Consider the following 18,392-nt stretch of genomic DNA (forward strand, 5'->3'; position numbering starts at 1 on the left):
AAGAAGAAGGTTTTTTGAAACATTCTCCTCATCTATCAAGCTCTGCTTGCTGGATTTAGCACCTTTGCCTAAGCTGGTTGCTGAGGTTTCTTCGGGCCAGTCCCTCCACCTCTCTCGATAAGATCCATTTATATAATTTTCACAAGATTTCAAAATTAGATTATATTTAATTTACATTAATAATCTGTCAATTTCAATACCTGATCGACATTTTTTTCACTTTTGCAAAAATGATTCAATCTTTTGCGGCTTTAACCCTCTTCAATATTCTTTGTTTCCAGTCTTCCGCTAACGAGTCTAGAGTAAGTAAAGCCTTAGCGCCTTCCAGGCCATCTCGTTTATGAAGGATTACCTCTGCTGCATAATGAACTGAAATTTTTTCTTGCAAACGATCTATTAGCACGATTTCGTTTTGCTTATTTATCGTTCCTTCTTGAAGTACTCTTGCAAAATATCCAGTGAAACTCGTTTTCAGCACGAGTTCCAAAAACTTAGGTTCTTGATTGAAGTGGGAAATGGTCGAACAAGGTATCCTTCCCTGGTTAATTTGAACAATCACTTCGCCTATTTGATAAATATCGCCGATATACGTGGCTTCTTCCCTCATCCCCGCTACAGTTAAATTTTCACCGAATGCTGGGATATCCAGCTTTTTAGAGAATTTTTCATTCCATAATGAATAATGCTCAAAGGGGTAAAAGCACAAAGCCCGATCAGGACCTCCATGGAACTTTACATTACCTACCCCATCACCAATTATGCCTGATTTAGTCACTGTCACATTATCATGTGCTTGTTTATCCATGGCAGAAAAGATATCGACATTCGAAAAAATTTCCTGTTTCGGCTTTCCGGCATGAAGTGATTTGATTTTTCCATTTTCCATTTTGCATCTTCCATTCATATTTAATTTATATCATCCTATATGTATAAATTATACTAAAAATCCATTTATTCTGTAGCTTTTTATAAGTATATGAAGTGAAAAAGCCACATGAGCCGTTAAATGGGCGAAATATCATTGATTTCCAGAAAAATTCATAGGATAGTTTCAGTAATTTTGTTGCTATTTCAGAATTAAATATGGTAGAATATGAACACAATATATAGTCGAAAACTACAACCGTTCGCCTATATGTTGATTTTCACGATTGAATTCCTCATTGTCGCTCTTTAGGGAGCGAATTTTTTTTGCTTTCATTAATATCCACTAATTCCCTGTAATTCCATTCATTTTCTTGCATCGTGATCGACTTACCTATTTGTACTTTCCTTCCCTCCTTATCAAGTCCCTTTCATTTCCTTATTAGAAGCCTGATTCCTTGCAAAAACAAGCAGAAAGCCGAGCGACATCATGCGTCTTCCGCTCAGCTTCCTGTTTACGCTTGTTTCTTTTTTTTCGGTGCCGCTTTCTTTCGGGTCGTCTTTTTCTTTTCCGGTTCATCATGTTTTGTACGGTCTATGGATGCCTGTAATGCCTCCATTAAATCGGTTACATTGTTGGAAACTGGTTCTTTTGTTTTCGCTGTAATCGTCGTCTGTCCCGTTTTCTTTGATTCAATTAATTCTAGTAACGCGGTTCGATAGTCATCGGTGTATTTTGTCGGATCGAAAGTAGTCGTTAATTGATCTATCAATAATACGGCAGTATCGATTTCTTTTTTTACAATGGTATCATTGGCAGGGATATTCGGAACATCCGCTGTGGAGCGGACTTCATCCGGATAATGAATCGTTTCCATCACCAAGGTATTATCAACGACTCGGATAACCGCCATTTGTTCTTTAGAGCGAATGATGATTTTTGCCAACCCCACCTTATTCGATTCCTTGAGGGCCTGCCTCAAAAGGGAATAAGCTTTTATCCCCCCGTCATTAGGGGACATGTAATAACTCCGGTTAAAATAAATGGGATCTATTTCTTCAATTTTAACGAAATCCACGATTTCCACGGCTTTTTCTTCGTTTTGTTTTTTCAGTTGCTCCAGTTCATTGTCTTCCAATACAACAAACTTTCCCTTTGTATACTCAAAAGCGCGGACTATATCATCCTTCCCCACTTCTTTCTCGCATACCGGACAAACCTTTTCGTATTTAATCGGTGAATGACATTCCTTATGCAACGTCCTTAAAGATATATCCTTATCCTCCGTTGCAGCATGAAGTTTAATCGGAATGTTCACCAAACCGAATGATATGCTCCCCTTCCACATCGTATGCATATTCGTCACCTCATAACTTATTTTTAATGAGAAGAACAATTTTATTATTCCCCTTTGTTCAAAAAAAACCGAAAAAACAATTGCCAACTCTAACACTTCGTTTTTTTGGCAAAATAATGGTATCAATTATTTGCGGAGGTAAATACAAAAATGAAACCGATGCTGCCTACCTATTACCCTGAAGCCCCCAACTCCAAGGATTGGCGTTATGAAGTCAAATATGACGGCTTTAGGGCTATATTAACGATAGACTCCGATACCATAAGCATTTCGAGTCGGAATGAGAAGGAATTATCACCACAATTTCCAGAAATCATTGCTTACATCAAAGACCTGGGCCTGGAAGATTATCTCCCGCTTCAGTTAGATGGAGAATTGGTCTGGCTTACCAATCAGGCGAAAGCAGACTTTTTTCAAATACAGTGGCGAGGACGCCTTGGGAAACAATCCTTAATTTCAGAAAATGCCCGCTTTTCCCCATGTCGGTTTATAGCGTTTGACCTGCTTCGCATCAGCGGAAAAGACGTAGCAGCTAAACCTATGGTGGAACGAAGGGAATTGATGTTGAATATGGGGGGAAAACTCGGTCTTCCCATGCCTCCTAATCCCAACGATAAGGCTTTGATACAATTAATAGAGAGTTTTGACGTTTTGGATAATGCCTTGAATAAGGTCACCCTGTTAGATGGCGAAGGGGTTGTCGCCAAGGAAATTCGGGGTGCTTGGCAAGAAGGAAGACGTACAACAGCTTGGATTAAGGTGAAAAATTGGAAGACCGTTTCTTGTTTCATTACAGCATTGCACAAAGAAAATGGTTACGTTTCCCTCGCAGTTTTCAAAGAAGGTGCCGTAACGAAAATCGGAAGTGTCAAAAATGGACTGAGTGCTCGAGATAAAAGTATATTGCATCAATTGATCAAGCAAAATGCATCAGATGAAGATGCACAATTTTTTTATATCCATCCATCCATTTGCATCGAAGTTCAATTCTTACACGTATATGAGGAAAATGAACTGCGTGAACCTCAGTTTTCGCAATGGCTTTTGCAAACGACTCCCGATGAATGTACCTGGGAGAAATTTGTGCTAGGCCAATACACATTTCCAGATACGGTACAAATAACTTCCAGAGATAAACCGCTTTGGATAACAGAAGGTAAACAGGTGGTGAAAGTTGAATACCTTCATTATTTACGGGAGGTTTCAGCTTTCTTCTTACCATTCTTGAAGGATAAACTGCTTACGACGATCCGCTATCCACATGGCACTTTGGATAAAGAAAGATTTTTCCAGAAAAACAAACCTGATTATGCGCCGGCCTTTATTAAAACGTTCATGGATGAGGATATCGAATACATGCTGTGTAACGATATTGAAACGCTTCTTTGGTTTGGTAATCAGCTTGCATTGGAATTCCATGCCCCCTTTCAGAAAGCGGGTAAAACAAGACCCGACGAAATCGTCCTGGACTTAGATCCCCCTTCCATCGAATTTTTCTCCTTTGCGATAAAGGCCGCACAGGAAATTAAAAAAGTGATGGAATCATTAAGGATTAAAGCTTTTGTAAAAACTTCAGGTAACAAAGGACTGCAAATTCACATTCCATTGCCTGAAGACAGATTTACTTATCAGGAGACACGCATATTCACCGACTTTCTTGGTGACTACTTAACAAGTTCCAACCCAAATGATTTTACAACGGAAAGAATGAAAATAAATCGGCACAATCGACTTTACTTGGACTTTGTGCAGCATAGTGAAGGAAAAACCATCATCCAGCCTTATTCCCCACGGGGAAATTCTTTCGCGGGTGTGGCTACACCTTTGTTTTGGGAGGAAGTCGACGAAAATCTCCAGTTAAAGAACTATACGATTGAAACCATCCCAAACAGAATAAAAAGGGATGGATGTGCTTTTATGGATTACAGACTTGTCGATAATGGACCAGCCTTTTTGGAAGTTTTATCGTTCCTAAAACAAAAAAGACCAACAACTGAAGTAAACCCATAAATCGAATAAATTTGTGAACGGTCGAATAAAGTGCGGTGTAGGTCGAATGAAATCACGAACGGTCGAATAATTTGCGGTGAAGGTCGAATAAAATCGTCAACGGCCTGATAAAGTGCAGTGAAGGTCCTGATAATTTGCGGTGAAGGTCGGATAAAATCGTCATCGGCCTGATAAATGGCGGTGAAGGTCGAATGAAATCGTCAACGGCCTGATAAATGGCGGTGAAGGTCGAATAAAATCGTCAACGGCCTAATAAAATGCGGCGAAGGTCGGATAAAATCGTCAACGGCCTGATTATTTGCGGTGAAGGTAAAAATAACTGGGTGGATTATCGAGAAAAAGCTCCGGAAAGGTACGGCGAAGGACGAAAAAAGTGCTCCGGCTGAAATCAACTGCAACTTATTTAATAAGAAAACTGCAGGCAAACTCGCTTTTTTTCAAGTTCGCCTGCAGTTTAAAAATTTCATTATAATTTTGTATTCAAATAACTTTGCACTTCATCCTGAAGCTTGGCATATAAGCTTGTTTCCAATTCAAAATCCTCTTTTTCAAGCATTTCAAATTTTTCAGGCTGATCTAAGTCTATTTCAATCGATACCTTGAATTCATAGGTTGCATTCCCGATTAAATCAATTGAATACTTTTGGCTTTCTTCATCATGATGGACAACGCATTTAACTTTTCCGCCGTTATTGTAGACAGATATTTCACTTTCCAATGCGTTTAAACCAACAGAGCATGTTACAAGGCTTGAAGCAGACATCGCCGTTCCACATGCATTCGTGAAGCCTACTCCCCGTTCGAATGTCCGCACATAAATGCTCCCTGGTTCCAGCTCTTTCACAAAGCTGACATTGACACCATCAGGGAAAAGTTCATTCGGTTGATTGACCTTTGTTGAAAGTTCTTCCTGCAAATCACTTTGTAAAACGTCACTATCGACGAGAGTGATCAAATGTGGATTAGGAACCGCCAATGCCGAAAATAGCAGGGTATCATGAAGTTCCGGCATTGGTTCGTTTTGCAGCTGTTCTTTAGCCAATACAAGAGGTAGATCCTTCACATTAAAACTTACTGGTGAAATTTCCACCTTGAAAGTCGGAATGCCCTCATAAATATCTTCCGTTTTTTCCACGAGTAGATCCGCCTTCATGGTTTCCACGATCATTTTATCTAGCCCTAAAACGTCGTTCGCGTAACGTGCAACACAACGAAGTCCATTGCCGCACATCGAGGCTTCCGAACCATCCGCATTAAAGACACGCATCCGGCAATCAGCATGTTCACTTTTCATTACAAACAAAATACCATCCGCTCCAAGCTTCTCCCTATTGCATAGGGCCTTCGCGAAATTTTTCCGCTGTTCTTCAGTAAACGTCAGGGTTGTAGTCAATTCATCAATGATCAAGAAATCATTTCCTGAACCATGGCTTTTTAAACCTTCAATAATCATCCTGTCACATCCTCTAATATGCTGCTTGTCATTTATCATTTTTTTAATATTCTATATCATAGCATTTTAAAGATGGATGTGTCATCGCGTAAATCACAATAAATCCTTTTTTCGACGAAAAACCCAATAAGAAAAGCGGTTGGAATAAGAATTAACTCATACTCCAACCGCTCTTTTGAATTATTAACCGATCATACCGATGATGAAATAGACGATAAACATTCCGGCACTCACATACATCGGGGCTGACACTTCTCTCGCTTTTCCGGTTACAAGCTTCAAGAACGGGTACAGGATGAAACCGAATGCCATTCCATCGGCAATACTGTAAGTGAAAGGAATGATCGTGATGATCATGATTGCAGGTATGCTCTCGGTTAAATCGCTGAAATCCAGCTTTTTTATATTTCCGAGCATCAAAATGCCAATGATAATCAAGATGGGGGCAATGGCGCTATCAGGGATTACTTTAATCACCGGTATAAATAACAGTGATAAAATGAATAGCACGCCTGTCACCACTGAAGTAAAACCAGTCCTGCCTCCTGATGCGATTCCAGCTGCCGTTTCTACTGTTGCAACGGTAGGACTCGAACCGAATAAGCCTGATAATAGAACGGACACACTTGTCGCCTGGAGCGACTTTTTATAGGCATCCTGGCGGTTGATACTGTCTACATGCCCGTGTACAAGACCAATATTCTCAAAAACAAGAACCATCGTCATCGCAAATACACTTATCCAGAATTCAATCCGGTTTGCTTCCAGGAACGATAATGAAAAGAAAAGATCGCCGTAGGAAGCTGTGTCTATGCCTGAAAAATGGATATCCGATAGTTGAACCGTCCCGAAGCAATAGGCAATGAGGCTGCCTGCCAGGATGGTAATCATGAAATTACCGGGGACATTCTTGATGAACAGCGTGATTGCCAGTAAAAAGGTCAACACCGTTGCACACACCGCTGGATCGCTTAAATCTCCGAGTGCGACGATTGATGATGAACCTCCTGTGATTATCCCGCCCTTTTCAAGACCGATTAGCATCAAGAATAAGCCAAGACCGACAGATATGGCTTCTTTTATCGAACTTGGAATCGAATCACTGATTAACTTAGAGTATTTTGTAAAAGCGATGATTACAAAAATTACCCCTGAGATAAACACAGCACCAAGAGCCGATTGCCAAGATAGACCCATTCCTTGAACCATGGTATAAGCAAATAGGGCATTTACGCCCATTCCTGGAACGAGGAGGATTGGGACATTCGCCCAAAGTCCAATCATGACACAGCTTAAAGCAGATAAAAGAATCGTGGCAATCACTGCACCATTAATCGGTATGCCCGCTTCCGATAATATCAGGGAATTCACGATGAGAATATAGACTATCGTAAAATAGCCGACCACTCCAGCAAGGATTTCACGTTTTCCATTCGTTCCATAATCGGAAAAATGAAAAAACGTTTCCAAGTTTAATTTCTTCATGTTGTATCCTTATTAAATTTATCCCTCGCCCACCCGTTTGTATTAGTGACAAACTACACTTGGCGATTTTAACAAATAAAAGGATAAAAATAAATAGTAATGATAAAAATTTGAAAAAAACTGTCGGAAATGATCCCGACAGCCTCGATGAATATATTATTTTTGTTCTTGTGAATACCCATCGACTACCAATTCCAGCTTTCCTGTATCAGGCGAAATGATTAGACCATGTACAGGAATATTTTTAGGGATCAAAGGATGTCCTTTAATCACTTCGACGCTGTTCTTACAACTTTCATAAACATCATCAAATCCGCGAAGCCAACTGCGGATATCGATTCCTGCAGCTCCCAGTGTATCGATGGTGCTCTTTGGTATATCACGTTCGATCATCTTGTCCATTACAGACTCGGCATCGACTGATGCCATCCCGCAGTCATGGTGAGGTATGACCAATACTTCATCTGCCTTTAGCTCATAAATAGCAACAAGGATACTCCGCATGACACTTCCGAATGGATGGGAGACGATTGCCCCGGCAGTCTTCAGGATTTTGACATCGCCATTTTTGACATTCAAGGATTTTGGCAATAGTTCAACGAGCCGAGTGTCCATACAGCTTATGATGACCATACGTTTCTCAGGAAACTTATCCGTTCTATACTTAACATATTCACCTTTTTCTACAAACTGTTCATTATAATCCAGAATCTCATTAAGTAAACTCATAATTTACCACCTTTTTATTATGTATTTAATCTATGTATTCCCTATTATTATATCAAATATTTAAAAGATTTGCTAAAGGGTAACCATAGTCAATTTGAACGATGATTCAGTGTGGCTGCACAGAACCCAAAGACAATGATTTTAGGAATTTCAGCAACATTTGATGAAAAAGAAAGTATGGGTGTATTTGTCTTGAATCGTTTACCCCACTCCAAAGGCATCCAGCCTTCTTGGTATGAAGCGATCTTTTCCCCGTCTTTTGTGGCAATCTCGAAAGATTTCACACTTCCCGTCGTTTCAATTGGCATCCATTCCGTACCGTCTTCCTTATAGATCATTCCATTGATCTTCACGAATGACCGATTTTCTTGATACGATCCAATAATGCCGCCCTGATCATCCATGATCGTCATTTTATTGAAAAGGCCCCTTTTGATATGGTACTTAGCCAGCAAACGCCCCTCATGGTCCACCAGTTCATATCGCTTGGTCATGAGTATCGACAAGAAATTGGGAATCATCCACATGAACCACTTCATATTCAAATCCCGTATCTCGCCCATTTGTGACCCATCCGGCGCAAAGAGAAGCAAGCGCAATGTCGGTGCTGGCATAAAAGTCAATAAAACATGTTCATTTTTTAATAACCCGGCATTCGTCCCGATGTGTTCATCAGGCAATTCCTTCATTCTATTTTCATATATACGATGACTGACAAATTGGGCAATGCTAAAGAAAATAAAAGGAGACGTTATCAATAATATATTGCCCGGTATCATCGCAAAAATATGGCAAATGAAAAAGACGACGGCCAAAAGAAGAGATATCCAAGATGCATGAAAATTTGAATTGCTCGTTTTCTGATAATATTCACGTATATTCATATCCCGCTCTGCTCCTCACTCCTTACAAGAAAGATTACCGCCTTAAGGGCGGCCATTGATTAGCAGTACCACAATCCGCCCGGCATCCGCTTCCTAAAAGTGCATGGAAGTAGTTATCATAATACTTTATTCGCTTTAATGTGATCTATTCCCTTTTTAATGAAAGGCAATTCCCAACACGGTCCAAATAAAAAAGGCCTCCGAATTGAACGGAATCTTATTGTAGACAAAATGGGTTCCTACCCAATTTTAGAACAAGACTAGATTATTCTTAATGTTTTTCACTGTATTCCTTATTGGATTGAAGAAATTTGCGACACTCCTGCCGAATTACTGGCTAGCCGAGACACCGCAGCCGCTAGGCGAGGAGGCTTGGCAGGCAGTCGGTGGAAAGGGAGCGGATTTCTGAAATACGTCTTCTAAATAAAAAAACTGCAGTCAAACTCGCTTTTCTTCGAGTTTGTCTACAGTCTCAAAGGACTCCGAATTGAACGGAATCCTTTTACATCATTCTATAATATCCTGAAGATCAACGGGAACCTGTAATCCGTTCCTTCATAAGCCCTAACAGCAGCAATGATGGTGAATACGACTAAAGCTATCCCGATAACCGGCAATAGCAAGAATCCAACCAATACTATAGTGAGTATCCCTGCGACTATTGAATATACGGTGTAGGAAATGAAAAAATTCAAGTATTCCCTTCCGTGATAATCCACAAATTGTGACGAGTCCTTCTTCAATAACCAAATCACCAAAGGACCGATAAATGCTGTAAAAAAGCTGATCACATAAATAAGGGCAGCAAACACTCTTTCATCTTTAGTAGGCATAGTGTCTTCTCCTCCTTTCTCATATGAATAATTACGAATCAAATGAAAAATAGTTTCATTTTTCCTTTCATTTTATTCGAAACCAGGTAAAATTGGACTGCTTTTTCTTGATAAAGACAATAAAATCCGGACATGTTCATCCGTCTTGTGCATACAGTTTAAAAAATGGATTGTCCTATACCTTCTAGAATGGAGTGATGTTTTTTTGCTGAATGAATTTCAAGCCTTCATCCTTGGGATCATTCAAGGCTTGACTGAGTTTTTACCTATTTCAAGTACTGGACATTTATATTTAGGACGGCATATTTTCCATCTTGACGAGGCCGGCATTTTTCTGGATACCATGCTCCACATCGGAACATTGCTTGCGTTATTGGTCGTCTATAAGAATGACATCATCGCCATTTTGAAAAATCCTTTCTCCAAAATGACTCTGCTTCTCATTGCTGGGACGATTCCTGCAGTGATTGCCGGCATTTTACTCGGAGATTGGTTTGATGGCCTTTCAAAAACAGGTGTCACCATAGGCTGGGAATTTTTAGCGACCGGACTGATTTTATGGGTAGCGGACGGAGTGAAAAAAGGGGCCAAATCACTTAATGAAATTTCCATTAAAGATGCCCTGATTATCGGTACCTTCCAAGCTGCTGCCATCATGCCTGCTCTTTCGCGCTCCGGCTTAACGATAGCCGCCGGCCTCTTCTGCAGATTGGATAGGGCCACTGCAGCCTATTTTTCCTTTTTGCTTTCAATTCCTGCCATTACGGGGGGGATCGTATTTCAGATGAAACCGATTTTTACTGGAGATGTTGAACGGCTTCCACTCACTGCGCTTTTCGTCGGAACCCTGGCCGCAGCAATCTTTGGTTATATAGCCGTAGTATGGATGATCGATTTCTTAAAAAAGCGTTCACTGAAAATATTCTCCATTTATGTGTGGGCCCTCGGCGCAATCATTTTATTCATGCAATTCACAGGTAAATTTTAAAGAAAAAAGCGGGCGGAAAAACCAGTTTTTCAAGGAAAAATGCAGGCGTTTGCATTACGATTTCACCCTTCGAAAAAAAGTTGAAATTTGACGAAAAAAAAAGGCAAAAAACCTATTCCCAAACCGTTTTTTTTTTAGTATTATACCTTCGTAAGGTTCTTTAGATTTGCATATTTTCTGACAATAAAAATAGGGAAGGCAAATGGTGCGCCACCGGTTTCCGGTTCTAGTGGGTTCGATTCCCACCCCGAAATTTTTTGATGAACGACTTAAAAAATTTCGAGGGTGGGCAGCGACTACGCATAAGAACTGCCCTCAAACGGAGGGACGGAAATGTTAAAAAAGAGAGATTTCACAGATTGTTTTTCTCTTTATGAACAAATGACGCATCCAGATGTCTTCCCTTTCGTGCGCCATAAGGTAGATTCATATGAAGAATATGTTTTCATCACTAAGCAAACGATCGAAGCCGAAGATGCTGGGCAACTCATTTCACGAACAATCTTGGATGAATGGGAAAATCCCATCGGTTGTATTTCTTTATATGATATTGAAAATGGTGCAGGTTTCTTAGGCACATGGCTTGGCAAGCCTTATCATGGAAAAGGGTATAATGCCATTGCAAAAGACGCTTTCTTCAAAGAGCTTTTTTTCGAGCTCGGTTTGGAAACGGTCTTCATGCGTATTCGCAAAAAAAATATCCGCTCTATAAAAGCCGCAGAAAAGCTTCCTTATGCCGTCAATGCCAACGAAACAAGAAAATCCCTTTATGATCAGATCAATCATGAAGGAGATATCTACGATTTGTATGAAATTCCTAAAGATTTATACACGTTTCATATCCTTAGACAGCATGATGATGACGAACAGCAGTTACTTGAAGCATAAAGCGAAGAACATTTCAACATGGCTTTGTTTATCTTTTCATATAATGGCCGGAGCTTCCAAACCTGGAAAGCTCTTTTTTCCATTTACATAGGATGTTTAAGATAGATTGCTGCAAATCCCTATTCTTTTTAGGGATATTTTTTTATAATGAATATAATTGACCAATTCATCAATATATTCAAAGCGTCATTGAAAGGACTTAATCATGAAAAAAACATTTGCTTTTATCGTGCAGCTTATCTTCCTGCTCATCATTTGCAAGCTCGGCTATTATTTAGCCAATTTACTTCAATTACCCATACCAGGCAACGTCATCGGCATGATCCTGTTATTCGGTTTATTACAGACGAAGGTCATAAAAGTCGAATGGATTGAACTTACTTCAGGATTTTTGGTAAAGCACCTAGCCTTTTTCTTCATCCCCATTTCAATCAGTTTAATGACAATGGGATGGCTTTTCATTAAATTCGGTTTGCCATTGGCACTTACATTGGGAGTCAGCCTGATATTTGGATTCATCGTATCAGCTTGGACCGTTCAGAAACTATCCCATAGAGGAGAGGTTAAGCAGCATGACAGCGCTCATCACAACATATAGCATCTTGATAACCATCCTTGCCTATTTCATTGGAAGGAAAATATATGCTAAACATCCATCACCTTTTACGACGCCCGTATTTTTCAGTACGGTTACAATAATTCTCGTACTGCTGATCAGCGGTTTGGACTTCGAAGATTATTCACCGGGAAAAGACATCATCACCTATTTCCTGGGACCGGCTACCGTTGCCTTGGCCGTACCACTTTATAAAAATAGAAAGATAATCGTTAAATATGCAATGCCGGCAATTAGCGGCATGATATTTGGTCTTATGGTCACATTGATCATTGCCTTCGCCATCGCTAAAGCATTTTCTCTTCCGCAATTCATATTCCAAGGATTGGCGGTTAAATCCATTACAGTGCCCATCGCTGTTGAAATCACGGAACTTTATGGCGGAAATTCCAATATATCAGCAGCCTTCGTCATTTTGACTGGAGTGCTGGGTACGATGATCGCTCCAAAAATGATGGATAAACTAAACATCACGATGCCCTTCGCTCGCGGTATCGCTTATGGTACGATCGCTCATGGTCTCGGAACTGCTCAAGCTGCCCAGGAAAGTGAGTTCACCGGGGCTGTCGCAGGTGCGGCTATGGCTATCGCAGGTATCCTAATTTCCTGTTTTTTTCCTTTTATAAGTAATTTCCTATAAAAAGAACCGCAACGTCAACGACGTTGCGGTTTCTTTTTTATGATTTATCTTTTTTGCAGATCGTCGTATAAACGCCTAAGAATATAGGTTTTATACAGCTCCAACTTTTTTTTCTCAATTGGATGATAGCTTATCCCAGCAGCTTTTAACTGCTGAATGAACCATCCTTTGGAATATTCATAAGCCATTCTACCCCCTCCTCTGTTCGAAAAAGATATGCTGCATAGAGGGGATTGATACTTATTTTTTTGCAGCCATTACTTGAAGTAATAATTCATACATTTCAGCTGCCGTTTTAAATGGGCGTTTTTGACGCATTTTTTCCTGATATTCATTCGATTGTTCCAATAAATCCGCTAATGTAGCATTAAAAATCCGGTCATTTAACTCTTCTTCCTGAATGACTTTACAAAAGCCCTGTTTTTCAAAGCTTGACGCATTCAGGATTTGATCTCCGCGAGATGCATTGGCACTTAGAGGGATAAGCAGCATCGGCTTTTGCAAACCAAGGAATTCAAAGATTGAATTTGAACCTGCCCTTGACACAACGACATCAGCAGCCGCCAAAAGATCGAATAATTCTTCATGTACGAATTCAAAAGGAGCATATCCCCTTTGTTTCAATTCCAGTTTCACATTTCCCTTCCCGCAAATGTGTATAATCTGGTAATCCTTTAATAAAGCATCTAGGTTATCTGTAATCATATTATTGATTTTAACGGCCCCAAGGCTCCCGCCCATAACGAGTAACACCGGTTTGTTATTCGTGAATCCACAGAATGCCTTACCAGCAGAAGCGTTTCCCTTAAAAATCCCATCGCGCAATACAGCGCCTAGATACATGGCCTTTTCTTTCGGAAGATCTTTTTCCGTTTCCTGGAAAGTAGTGAAAATTTTCGATGCAAGTGGCATGGCAATCTTATTAGCCAGACCAGGCGTATAATCCGATTCATGTATTGCAATTGGTATTCTCAGCATCCTGCCTGCCAAAACGACTGGAACCGAAACGAATCCACCTTTAGAAAAAATGAAATCCGGCTTGGTCTTTTTTAATATTTTTCGTGCATCAAAAATCCCTTTTATGACCCGGAAAGGGTCTTTCATATTTTCAACAGATAGATAACGTCGGAATTTACCAACGGAAATCGTTTCATAACGGACCTCGGGAAATTCCGTTTCGATGATATTTTTTTCAATGCCTTTTTTTGAACCAATATAAGTAACATCCCAATCATGCTTTAAAAATTCCGGGATGATTGCTGCATTAACAGATACATGACCGGCAGAACCGCCTCCGGTAAATACTATTTTCTTAGTCAATATTTCCACCTTCCAAACTTAAAAAATCACTTTGCATCCATATTACCATATATCCTTGCCATTAATAACTTGAAAAAGTATTCAGTGAACCGCAAAATCCCCGTGAGGAAAGTAATCATCGATTATTTTTCCTTTTTCAGCATGAATATATTATAATCTTAGTATTCTACAATACTACAAGATACATTGGAGGAGTAATACATTGCAAGAAGTTTCTGAATCACTCAATCAATTTGATGGGATCGAAGCCTGGACCAAATTAGGAATTTCCATTGGCATTTTTCTAATCTTCCTTTTGCTTCGGAAAGTATTTACTACATATATATTCAAGTTCTTTCTACGAATTGCAGAAAAACGCAAAGTAGAATTTGCAGCCAACTTAATGCTCGCAATAGAACAGCCGGTAAGATGGCTTATCGTTTTAATTGGTGTTATCATTTCACTGCACTATTTTCCGATCGACTCACCTTTGGTTGAATTAAGATCGAAAATATACAGATCGTTTTTTGTCTTCTTATTCTTTTGGACGATTTTCAATATCAGTTCAATCTTAACCATTTTATTTCCGAAATTAGTAGGTAAATTCGGGCTTGAAGTCGATCAAATCGTCATGCCGTTCTTTACGAAAATCATAAACATAATCATCATTGCTTTTGGTGCCTCCATCATTGCGGAAGAATGGGGATTTAATGTCGATGGATTCGTTGCAGGGCTTGGTTTGGGTGGGTTGGCTTTCGCTCTTGCCGCTAAAGATACAGTCAGCAATTTCTTTGGAGGAATCGTCATCGTTACCGAAAAACCTTTTACCATAGGAGATTGGATCAAAACTCCAAGCGTGGAGGGAACCATTGAAGACATCACATTCAGAAGCACCAAAGTTCGGACTTTTGCCCAAGCTTTAGTTACAGTCCCAAATGCGACCCTTTCGAATGAACCGATCATCAACTGGTCCAAGATGGGAAAAAGACAGATTGCCTTCCATCTAGGTGTGAATGTCACGACACCAAAAGAAAAATTGGAAAATGTCATTAAAGACATAGAAAGAATGCTGATTGATCATCCTGAAGTCCATCCGGAAACAATTTTGGTTAAATTTGATGAGTTCAGTCATTCCGGTTTCAATCTTTACCTTTATTTCTTCACGAAAGCGACGGACTTTGGAGGATATTTATCAATCAAAGAAGATGTGAACTTTAAAATAATGGAGATATTGGAACAGGAAGATGTACAAATTGCCATTCCGTCCCAAGCCTTCATTCTTCAAAAAGACTCAAATATGGAAGCCATGAATGATTTTGAATCCATGCGCGACTGACAAAAGGACTTGCCCTAAACGGCAAGTCTTTTTTAGCTTCAAATAAAAACTCTTAAAACATCACATGCTTATGTGATATAATGCTTTCATTGTGTTGAAAATTCCAAATATTGATATTGAGGTACTTTAATGAATCAGACTTATACTAAATCACAAAAGATCCGCCTGTTATTTTATATATTGATACCTATCCTGATAACCCAAATCAGCATGTATGCCATGACCTTTTTTGATGTGATGATGTCGGGACAATACAGCACCCAGGACGTTGCTGGCGTCTCCATCGGCAGTTCGCTATGGACACCCGTGTACACGGGGCTGAGCGGGATATTGATTGCCTTAACGCCGGTGGTTTCACAGCTGGTCGGTTCCAGGCAGTCTAAATCCGTTTCCTATTCCGTGATGCAGGCCATTTATTTAGCTATCACTTTAGCCTTGTTCATATTAATCATTGGGGCGTTTTCTTTGAACCCCGTATTGAATGCCATGGACCTTGAAGATAGTGTCCACATGGTTGCTCATGATTATTTGATTGCACTTTCACTCGGTATCATTCCTTTATTCGTTTATAATGCGTTAAGGGCCTTCATTGATGCTCTGGGGCAGACCAGAATCTCCATGATCATCACCTTATGTGCACTTCCGGTAAATGTCCTTTTTAATTACCTGTTAATCTACGGGAAGTTTGGATTCCCCGAACTTGGCGGTGTCGGTTCCGGGTACGCCACTGCCATTACTTATTGGTTAATTGCCCTGGTGGCCATCCTTGTTGTAATAAAAATCAACCCGTTTTCGACATATAAGGTTTTCAATGAATTTTTCCGGGTTTCCTGGAAAGAATGGCGGGCTTTATTATTGATTGGGGTACCCATCGGGCTGGCTATCTTTTTTGAAACAAGCATTTTCTCGGCCGTCACCCTTTTGATGAGTAAGTATGATACCGTGACAATTGCATCGCATCAGATTGCCATGAATTTTGCGTCCCTGCTTTATATGATACCGCTAAGTATATCCATGGCTTTGACGATCGTCATTGGATTTGAAATTGGGGCAACCCGTTATAAAGATGCAAAAATGTATAGCTGGATTGGCATATCGATGGCCTTGACGATGTCGCTCGTTTTGTCGACCATCCTATTCCTCTTCCGTGAACCTGTGGCTTCTTTATACACTAAAGATCATGAGGTAATGATGCTGACATCACATTTTTTAATATATGCCATCTTCTTTCAGATATCGGATGCCCTCCAGGCACCCATTCAGGGTATATTGCGTGGATATAAAGATGTTAATGTCACATTTGCGATGTCACTGGTCTCCTACTGGATTCTCGGGCTTCCCATTGGCTATTTTTTTGCAAAGTATACCGATATGGGAGCCTTTGGGTATTGGATCGGCTTAATAACCGGCTTGGCTCTCGGAGCTATAGGCTTGGCGGCTCGCTTACGGTTCATACAGCAAGTGAAATATAAAAAAATGGCGTAAAAAAAGTGGGGCTGGATTACACCGGCCTCACTTTTTTTCATTCTGAATTCAAATTCTAAACCACTAGGCTTTATATATTTTCCCAAGAACATCCTTACCGCCTGTTACCGGTATGATGCTCCCGGTAATGAAATCTGATTTTTCATCACAAAGGAACGTGATGACCCTCGCTATATCTTCCCCCGTACCCGGTCTGCCAACTGGAACCGTATCATCCTTTTCTGCTCTCGCGACCCTAATTTCCTCCTCTTTCCAATCCCCTATGATATCACCAGGACAAACCATATTCACGGTGATTCCATGTGTAGCTTCTTCAGCAGCTAAAGTTCTTGTCAAGGAAGTCAAGCCGCTCTTTGCAGCGGCAAAAGCAGAACGATAGATCCAACCTGGTGCAGTTTCACACCGTTCAAACCCTAATGTAATGACTCTACCCCAGTTTCTACTGCGCATTTGTGGAATAAGTTCCTTCGCAAAAAAGAAAAAACCATTTAAATTCCCGTCCATGATGTACTTCCATTCATCGCTGCCATATTCAGTCATGGGTTTACGATCATGCATATATGGCCCTGCGTTATGAATGAATATATCAACATGGCCAAATGCCTCCAAAATCTTTTGCAAAATATTCCGGCAATCTTCCTCACTTGACGAGTCACCTTGAATCGCAATTGCCTTAACATGATACATTTCCTGTAATTCATCCACTAATGCTAAAGCTGCCTTTTTACTTTTTCGATAAGTAATGATAATGGACATTCCATTATCCGCGAGTGAAAATGCCATCCTTTTGCCGATACCCGTTGCTCCACCAGTAATAAAAGCTACTTTTTCATCCACAGGCTTACCCTCTTTATCTAATGGATTTTACTTAATTATACATAAGTTTATTCCATTTTCTATAATTTAGTAATTATAAAAAAGAACCTCTGGGCTTTAGCTGCATAAAATATAACAAATAAACCTGTCAGACCAAAAGCAGGAGAGAGGAATTCAATATGTTTCCCTGGAATTCACTTTTTTCTTTTAAGAATAACCCGAACCAAAAGGAATTCATGAAAAATATGCAGCAAAGTGACGTTCAATCGTTCATTGAAAAGGTATTTTCACAAGTGATCCCTGACAATATGCAAGGTATGATGAACCAAAATGATGGCGGCTCACAAAAAGAAAATGCCAGATCTGAACATCCATTACATGCTGAAGTATTTGAAACCCACTTATATGTCTTCGTAAGAATTCCAATAGACGATGAATCTTGGCTAAAGAAAATGAAACTTTACCATACATCTAACCAATCCATCATCGAGGGGATTCCTGAAGAGTCAGATCGGCATGTCATAACACTCCCCGCACCTGTAAAGAAAAAAGGGGCATCGGCCCAATATAAAGAATCAACATTGGAAATACGTCTTCAAAAAAGTTTCAATACACAGTATTCAGAAATCGATGTATCCGAGATTTAAGCGGTTTCACCGGGACCTCACTGATGTTAAGGTGCGGTTCCATTTATTTCTTGGTTCAATT

Annotated in this window: 19 protein-coding genes and 1 riboswitch; of the genes, 9 read left to right on the plus strand and 10 right to left on the minus strand. The window is 40.0% G+C overall.

What is annotated here, in order from left to right; all coding sequences use genetic code 11:
* Positions 1 to 25 precede the first annotated feature (25 nt).
* A riboswitch (SAM riboswitch) is annotated at positions 26 to 124 on the minus strand.
* 111 nt (positions 125 to 235) lie between these two features.
* On the minus strand, positions 236 to 886 hold the full coding sequence (locus ABC374_RS13830; protein ID WP_413018397.1) for an MOSC domain-containing protein: 651 nt from the start codon (positions 884 to 886) through the stop codon (positions 236 to 238).
* 493 nt (positions 887 to 1,379) lie between these two features.
* On the minus strand, positions 1,380 to 2,222 hold the full coding sequence (gene ku / locus ABC374_RS13835) for a non-homologous end joining protein Ku (protein ID WP_309077882.1): 843 nt from the start codon (positions 2,220 to 2,222) through the stop codon (positions 1,380 to 1,382).
* Positions 2,223 to 2,372: 150 nt separating this feature from the next.
* Between ku and ligD the strand changes: the two genes are divergently transcribed.
* On the plus strand, positions 2,373 to 4,232 hold the full coding sequence (gene ligD, locus ABC374_RS13840; protein WP_413018400.1) for a DNA ligase D: 1,860 nt from the start codon (positions 2,373 to 2,375) through the stop codon (positions 4,230 to 4,232).
* A 466-nt stretch (positions 4,233 to 4,698) separates the two neighbouring features.
* Here the strand turns inward: ligD and dapF are convergent, their stop codons facing one another.
* The 4 genes from dapF to ABC374_RS13860 all read right to left on the minus strand — a co-directional run bounded on the left by dapF (position 4,699) and on the right by ABC374_RS13860 (position 8,783).
* Entirely contained in the window at positions 4,699 to 5,685 is a 987-nt protein-coding gene (dapF, locus tag ABC374_RS13845) for a diaminopimelate epimerase (protein WP_413018402.1), read from the minus strand.
* A gap of 183 nt (positions 5,686 to 5,868) precedes the next feature.
* The gene (locus ABC374_RS13850; protein ID WP_413018404.1) at positions 5,869 to 7,170 is read right to left on the minus strand and encodes an NCS2 family permease; all 1,302 of its coding nucleotides are present in this window, start codon (positions 7,168 to 7,170) and stop codon (positions 5,869 to 5,871) included.
* A 156-nt stretch (positions 7,171 to 7,326) separates the two neighbouring features.
* Positions 7,327 to 7,899 (minus strand): beta-class carbonic anhydrase, encoded by a 573-nt coding sequence (locus ABC374_RS13855; protein WP_350299125.1) that lies wholly within the window; start codon positions 7,897 to 7,899, stop codon positions 7,327 to 7,329.
* 89 nt (positions 7,900 to 7,988) lie between these two features.
* Positions 7,989 to 8,783, minus strand: coding sequence for a hypothetical protein (locus ABC374_RS13860; protein WP_413018406.1), 795 nt, complete (start codon positions 8,781 to 8,783; stop codon positions 7,989 to 7,991).
* Positions 8,784 to 9,057: 274 nt separating this feature from the next.
* Here ABC374_RS13860 and ABC374_RS13865 point away from each other — a divergent pair, with 274 nt between their 5' ends.
* On the plus strand, positions 9,058 to 9,192 hold the full coding sequence (locus ABC374_RS13865; protein ID WP_413018408.1) for a hypothetical protein: 135 nt from the start codon (positions 9,058 to 9,060) through the stop codon (positions 9,190 to 9,192).
* Positions 9,193 to 9,295: 103 nt separating this feature from the next.
* On the opposite strand, the gene ABC374_RS13870 is transcribed toward ABC374_RS13865, so the two are convergent.
* Positions 9,296 to 9,616, minus strand: a complete 321-nt coding sequence (locus ABC374_RS13870; protein WP_034311189.1) for a DUF4870 domain-containing protein — start codon at positions 9,614 to 9,616, stop codon at positions 9,296 to 9,298.
* A gap of 208 nt (positions 9,617 to 9,824) precedes the next feature.
* Between ABC374_RS13870 and ABC374_RS13875 the strand changes: the two genes are divergently transcribed.
* From ABC374_RS13875 to ABC374_RS13890, 4 genes are all read left to right on the plus strand, one after another.
* Positions 9,825 to 10,604, plus strand: coding sequence for an undecaprenyl-diphosphate phosphatase (locus ABC374_RS13875; protein WP_352920876.1), 780 nt, complete (start codon positions 9,825 to 9,827; stop codon positions 10,602 to 10,604).
* A gap of 333 nt (positions 10,605 to 10,937) precedes the next feature.
* Positions 10,938 to 11,492, plus strand: coding sequence for a GNAT family N-acetyltransferase (locus ABC374_RS13880; protein WP_034307447.1), 555 nt, complete (start codon positions 10,938 to 10,940; stop codon positions 11,490 to 11,492).
* Positions 11,493 to 11,697: 205 nt separating this feature from the next.
* Positions 11,698 to 12,090, plus strand: a complete 393-nt coding sequence (locus ABC374_RS13885; RefSeq protein WP_101225222.1) for a CidA/LrgA family protein — start codon at positions 11,698 to 11,700, stop codon at positions 12,088 to 12,090.
* Positions 12,065 to 12,748 carry an LrgB family protein gene (locus ABC374_RS13890; RefSeq protein WP_413018411.1) on the plus strand — a complete coding sequence of 228 codons (684 nt, stop codon included), beginning with the start codon at positions 12,065 to 12,067 and terminating at the stop codon, positions 12,746 to 12,748. The genes ABC374_RS13885 and ABC374_RS13890 overlap by 26 nt, the downstream gene beginning before the upstream one ends.
* 44 nt (positions 12,749 to 12,792) lie before the next feature.
* Here ABC374_RS13890 and ABC374_RS13895 read toward each other — a convergent pair whose 3' ends face one another.
* Entirely contained in the window at positions 12,793 to 12,936 is a 144-nt protein-coding gene (locus ABC374_RS13895; protein WP_101225224.1) for a DUF2639 domain-containing protein, read from the minus strand.
* Positions 12,937 to 12,988: 52 nt separating this feature from the next.
* Entirely contained in the window at positions 12,989 to 14,077 is a 1,089-nt protein-coding gene (gene murG / locus ABC374_RS13900; RefSeq protein WP_413018413.1) for an undecaprenyldiphospho-muramoylpentapeptide beta-N-acetylglucosaminyltransferase, read from the minus strand.
* Positions 14,078 to 14,270: 193 nt separating this feature from the next.
* On the opposite strand from murG, the gene ABC374_RS13905 reads away from it, so the two are divergent.
* Complete coding sequence (locus ABC374_RS13905) at positions 14,271 to 15,383, plus strand: mechanosensitive ion channel family protein (protein WP_350299129.1); 1,113 nt, start codon at positions 14,271 to 14,273, stop codon at positions 15,381 to 15,383.
* Positions 15,384 to 15,512: 129 nt separating this feature from the next.
* Positions 15,513 to 16,868 (plus strand): MATE family efflux transporter, encoded by a 1,356-nt coding sequence (locus ABC374_RS13910; RefSeq protein WP_413018415.1) that lies wholly within the window; start codon positions 15,513 to 15,515, stop codon positions 16,866 to 16,868.
* A 63-nt stretch (positions 16,869 to 16,931) separates the two neighbouring features.
* Here ABC374_RS13910 and ABC374_RS13915 read toward each other — a convergent pair whose 3' ends face one another.
* Entirely contained in the window at positions 16,932 to 17,705 is a 774-nt protein-coding gene (locus ABC374_RS13915; RefSeq protein WP_413018417.1) for an SDR family oxidoreductase, read from the minus strand.
* Between the two features lie 158 nt (positions 17,706 to 17,863).
* Between ABC374_RS13915 and ABC374_RS13920 the strand changes: the two genes are divergently transcribed.
* The gene (locus ABC374_RS13920; RefSeq protein WP_413018419.1) at positions 17,864 to 18,331 is read left to right on the plus strand and encodes an Hsp20/alpha crystallin family protein; all 468 of its coding nucleotides are present in this window, start codon (positions 17,864 to 17,866) and stop codon (positions 18,329 to 18,331) included.
* Positions 18,332 to 18,392 lie beyond the last annotated feature (61 nt).

The sequence above is a fragment of the Peribacillus phoenicis genome, assembly GCF_047238085.1.
Lineage (GTDB): Bacteria > Bacillota > Bacilli > Bacillales > DSM-1321 > Peribacillus.

Coding starts and splice junctions, on each gene's coding strand:
- ABC374_RS13895 (WP_101225224.1), bottom strand. CDS start 12,936: ATGGCTTATGAATATTCCAAAGGATGGTTCATTCAGCAGTTAAAAGCT.
- ABC374_RS13850 (WP_413018404.1), bottom strand. CDS start 7,170: ATGAAGAAATTAAACTTGGAAACGTTTTTTCATTTTTCCGATTATGGA.
- ABC374_RS13860 (WP_413018406.1), bottom strand. CDS start 8,783: ATGAATATACGTGAATATTATCAGAAAACGAGCAATTCAAATTTTCAT.
- ABC374_RS13920 (WP_413018419.1), top strand. CDS start 17,864: ATGTTTCCCTGGAATTCACTTTTTTCTTTTAAGAATAACCCGAACCAA.
- ABC374_RS13890 (WP_413018411.1), top strand. CDS start 12,065: ATGACAGCGCTCATCACAACATATAGCATCTTGATAACCATCCTTGCC.
- ABC374_RS13910 (WP_413018415.1), top strand. CDS start 15,513: ATGAATCAGACTTATACTAAATCACAAAAGATCCGCCTGTTATTTTAT.
- dapF (WP_413018402.1), bottom strand. CDS start 5,685: ATGATTATTGAAGGTTTAAAAAGCCATGGTTCAGGAAATGATTTCTTG.
- ABC374_RS13885 (WP_101225222.1), top strand. CDS start 11,698: ATGAAAAAAACATTTGCTTTTATCGTGCAGCTTATCTTCCTGCTCATC.
- ABC374_RS13830 (WP_413018397.1), bottom strand. CDS start 886: ATGGAAAATGGAAAAATCAAATCACTTCATGCCGGAAAGCCGAAACAG.
- ABC374_RS13865 (WP_413018408.1), top strand. CDS start 9,058: ATGTTTTTCACTGTATTCCTTATTGGATTGAAGAAATTTGCGACACTC.
- ABC374_RS13855 (WP_350299125.1), bottom strand. CDS start 7,899: ATGAGTTTACTTAATGAGATTCTGGATTATAATGAACAGTTTGTAGAA.
- ku (WP_309077882.1), bottom strand. CDS start 2,222: ATGCATACGATGTGGAAGGGGAGCATATCATTCGGTTTGGTGAACATT.
- ABC374_RS13880 (WP_034307447.1), top strand. CDS start 10,938: ATGTTAAAAAAGAGAGATTTCACAGATTGTTTTTCTCTTTATGAACAA.
- ABC374_RS13870 (WP_034311189.1), bottom strand. CDS start 9,616: ATGCCTACTAAAGATGAAAGAGTGTTTGCTGCCCTTATTTATGTGATC.
- ligD (WP_413018400.1), top strand. CDS start 2,373: ATGAAACCGATGCTGCCTACCTATTACCCTGAAGCCCCCAACTCCAAG.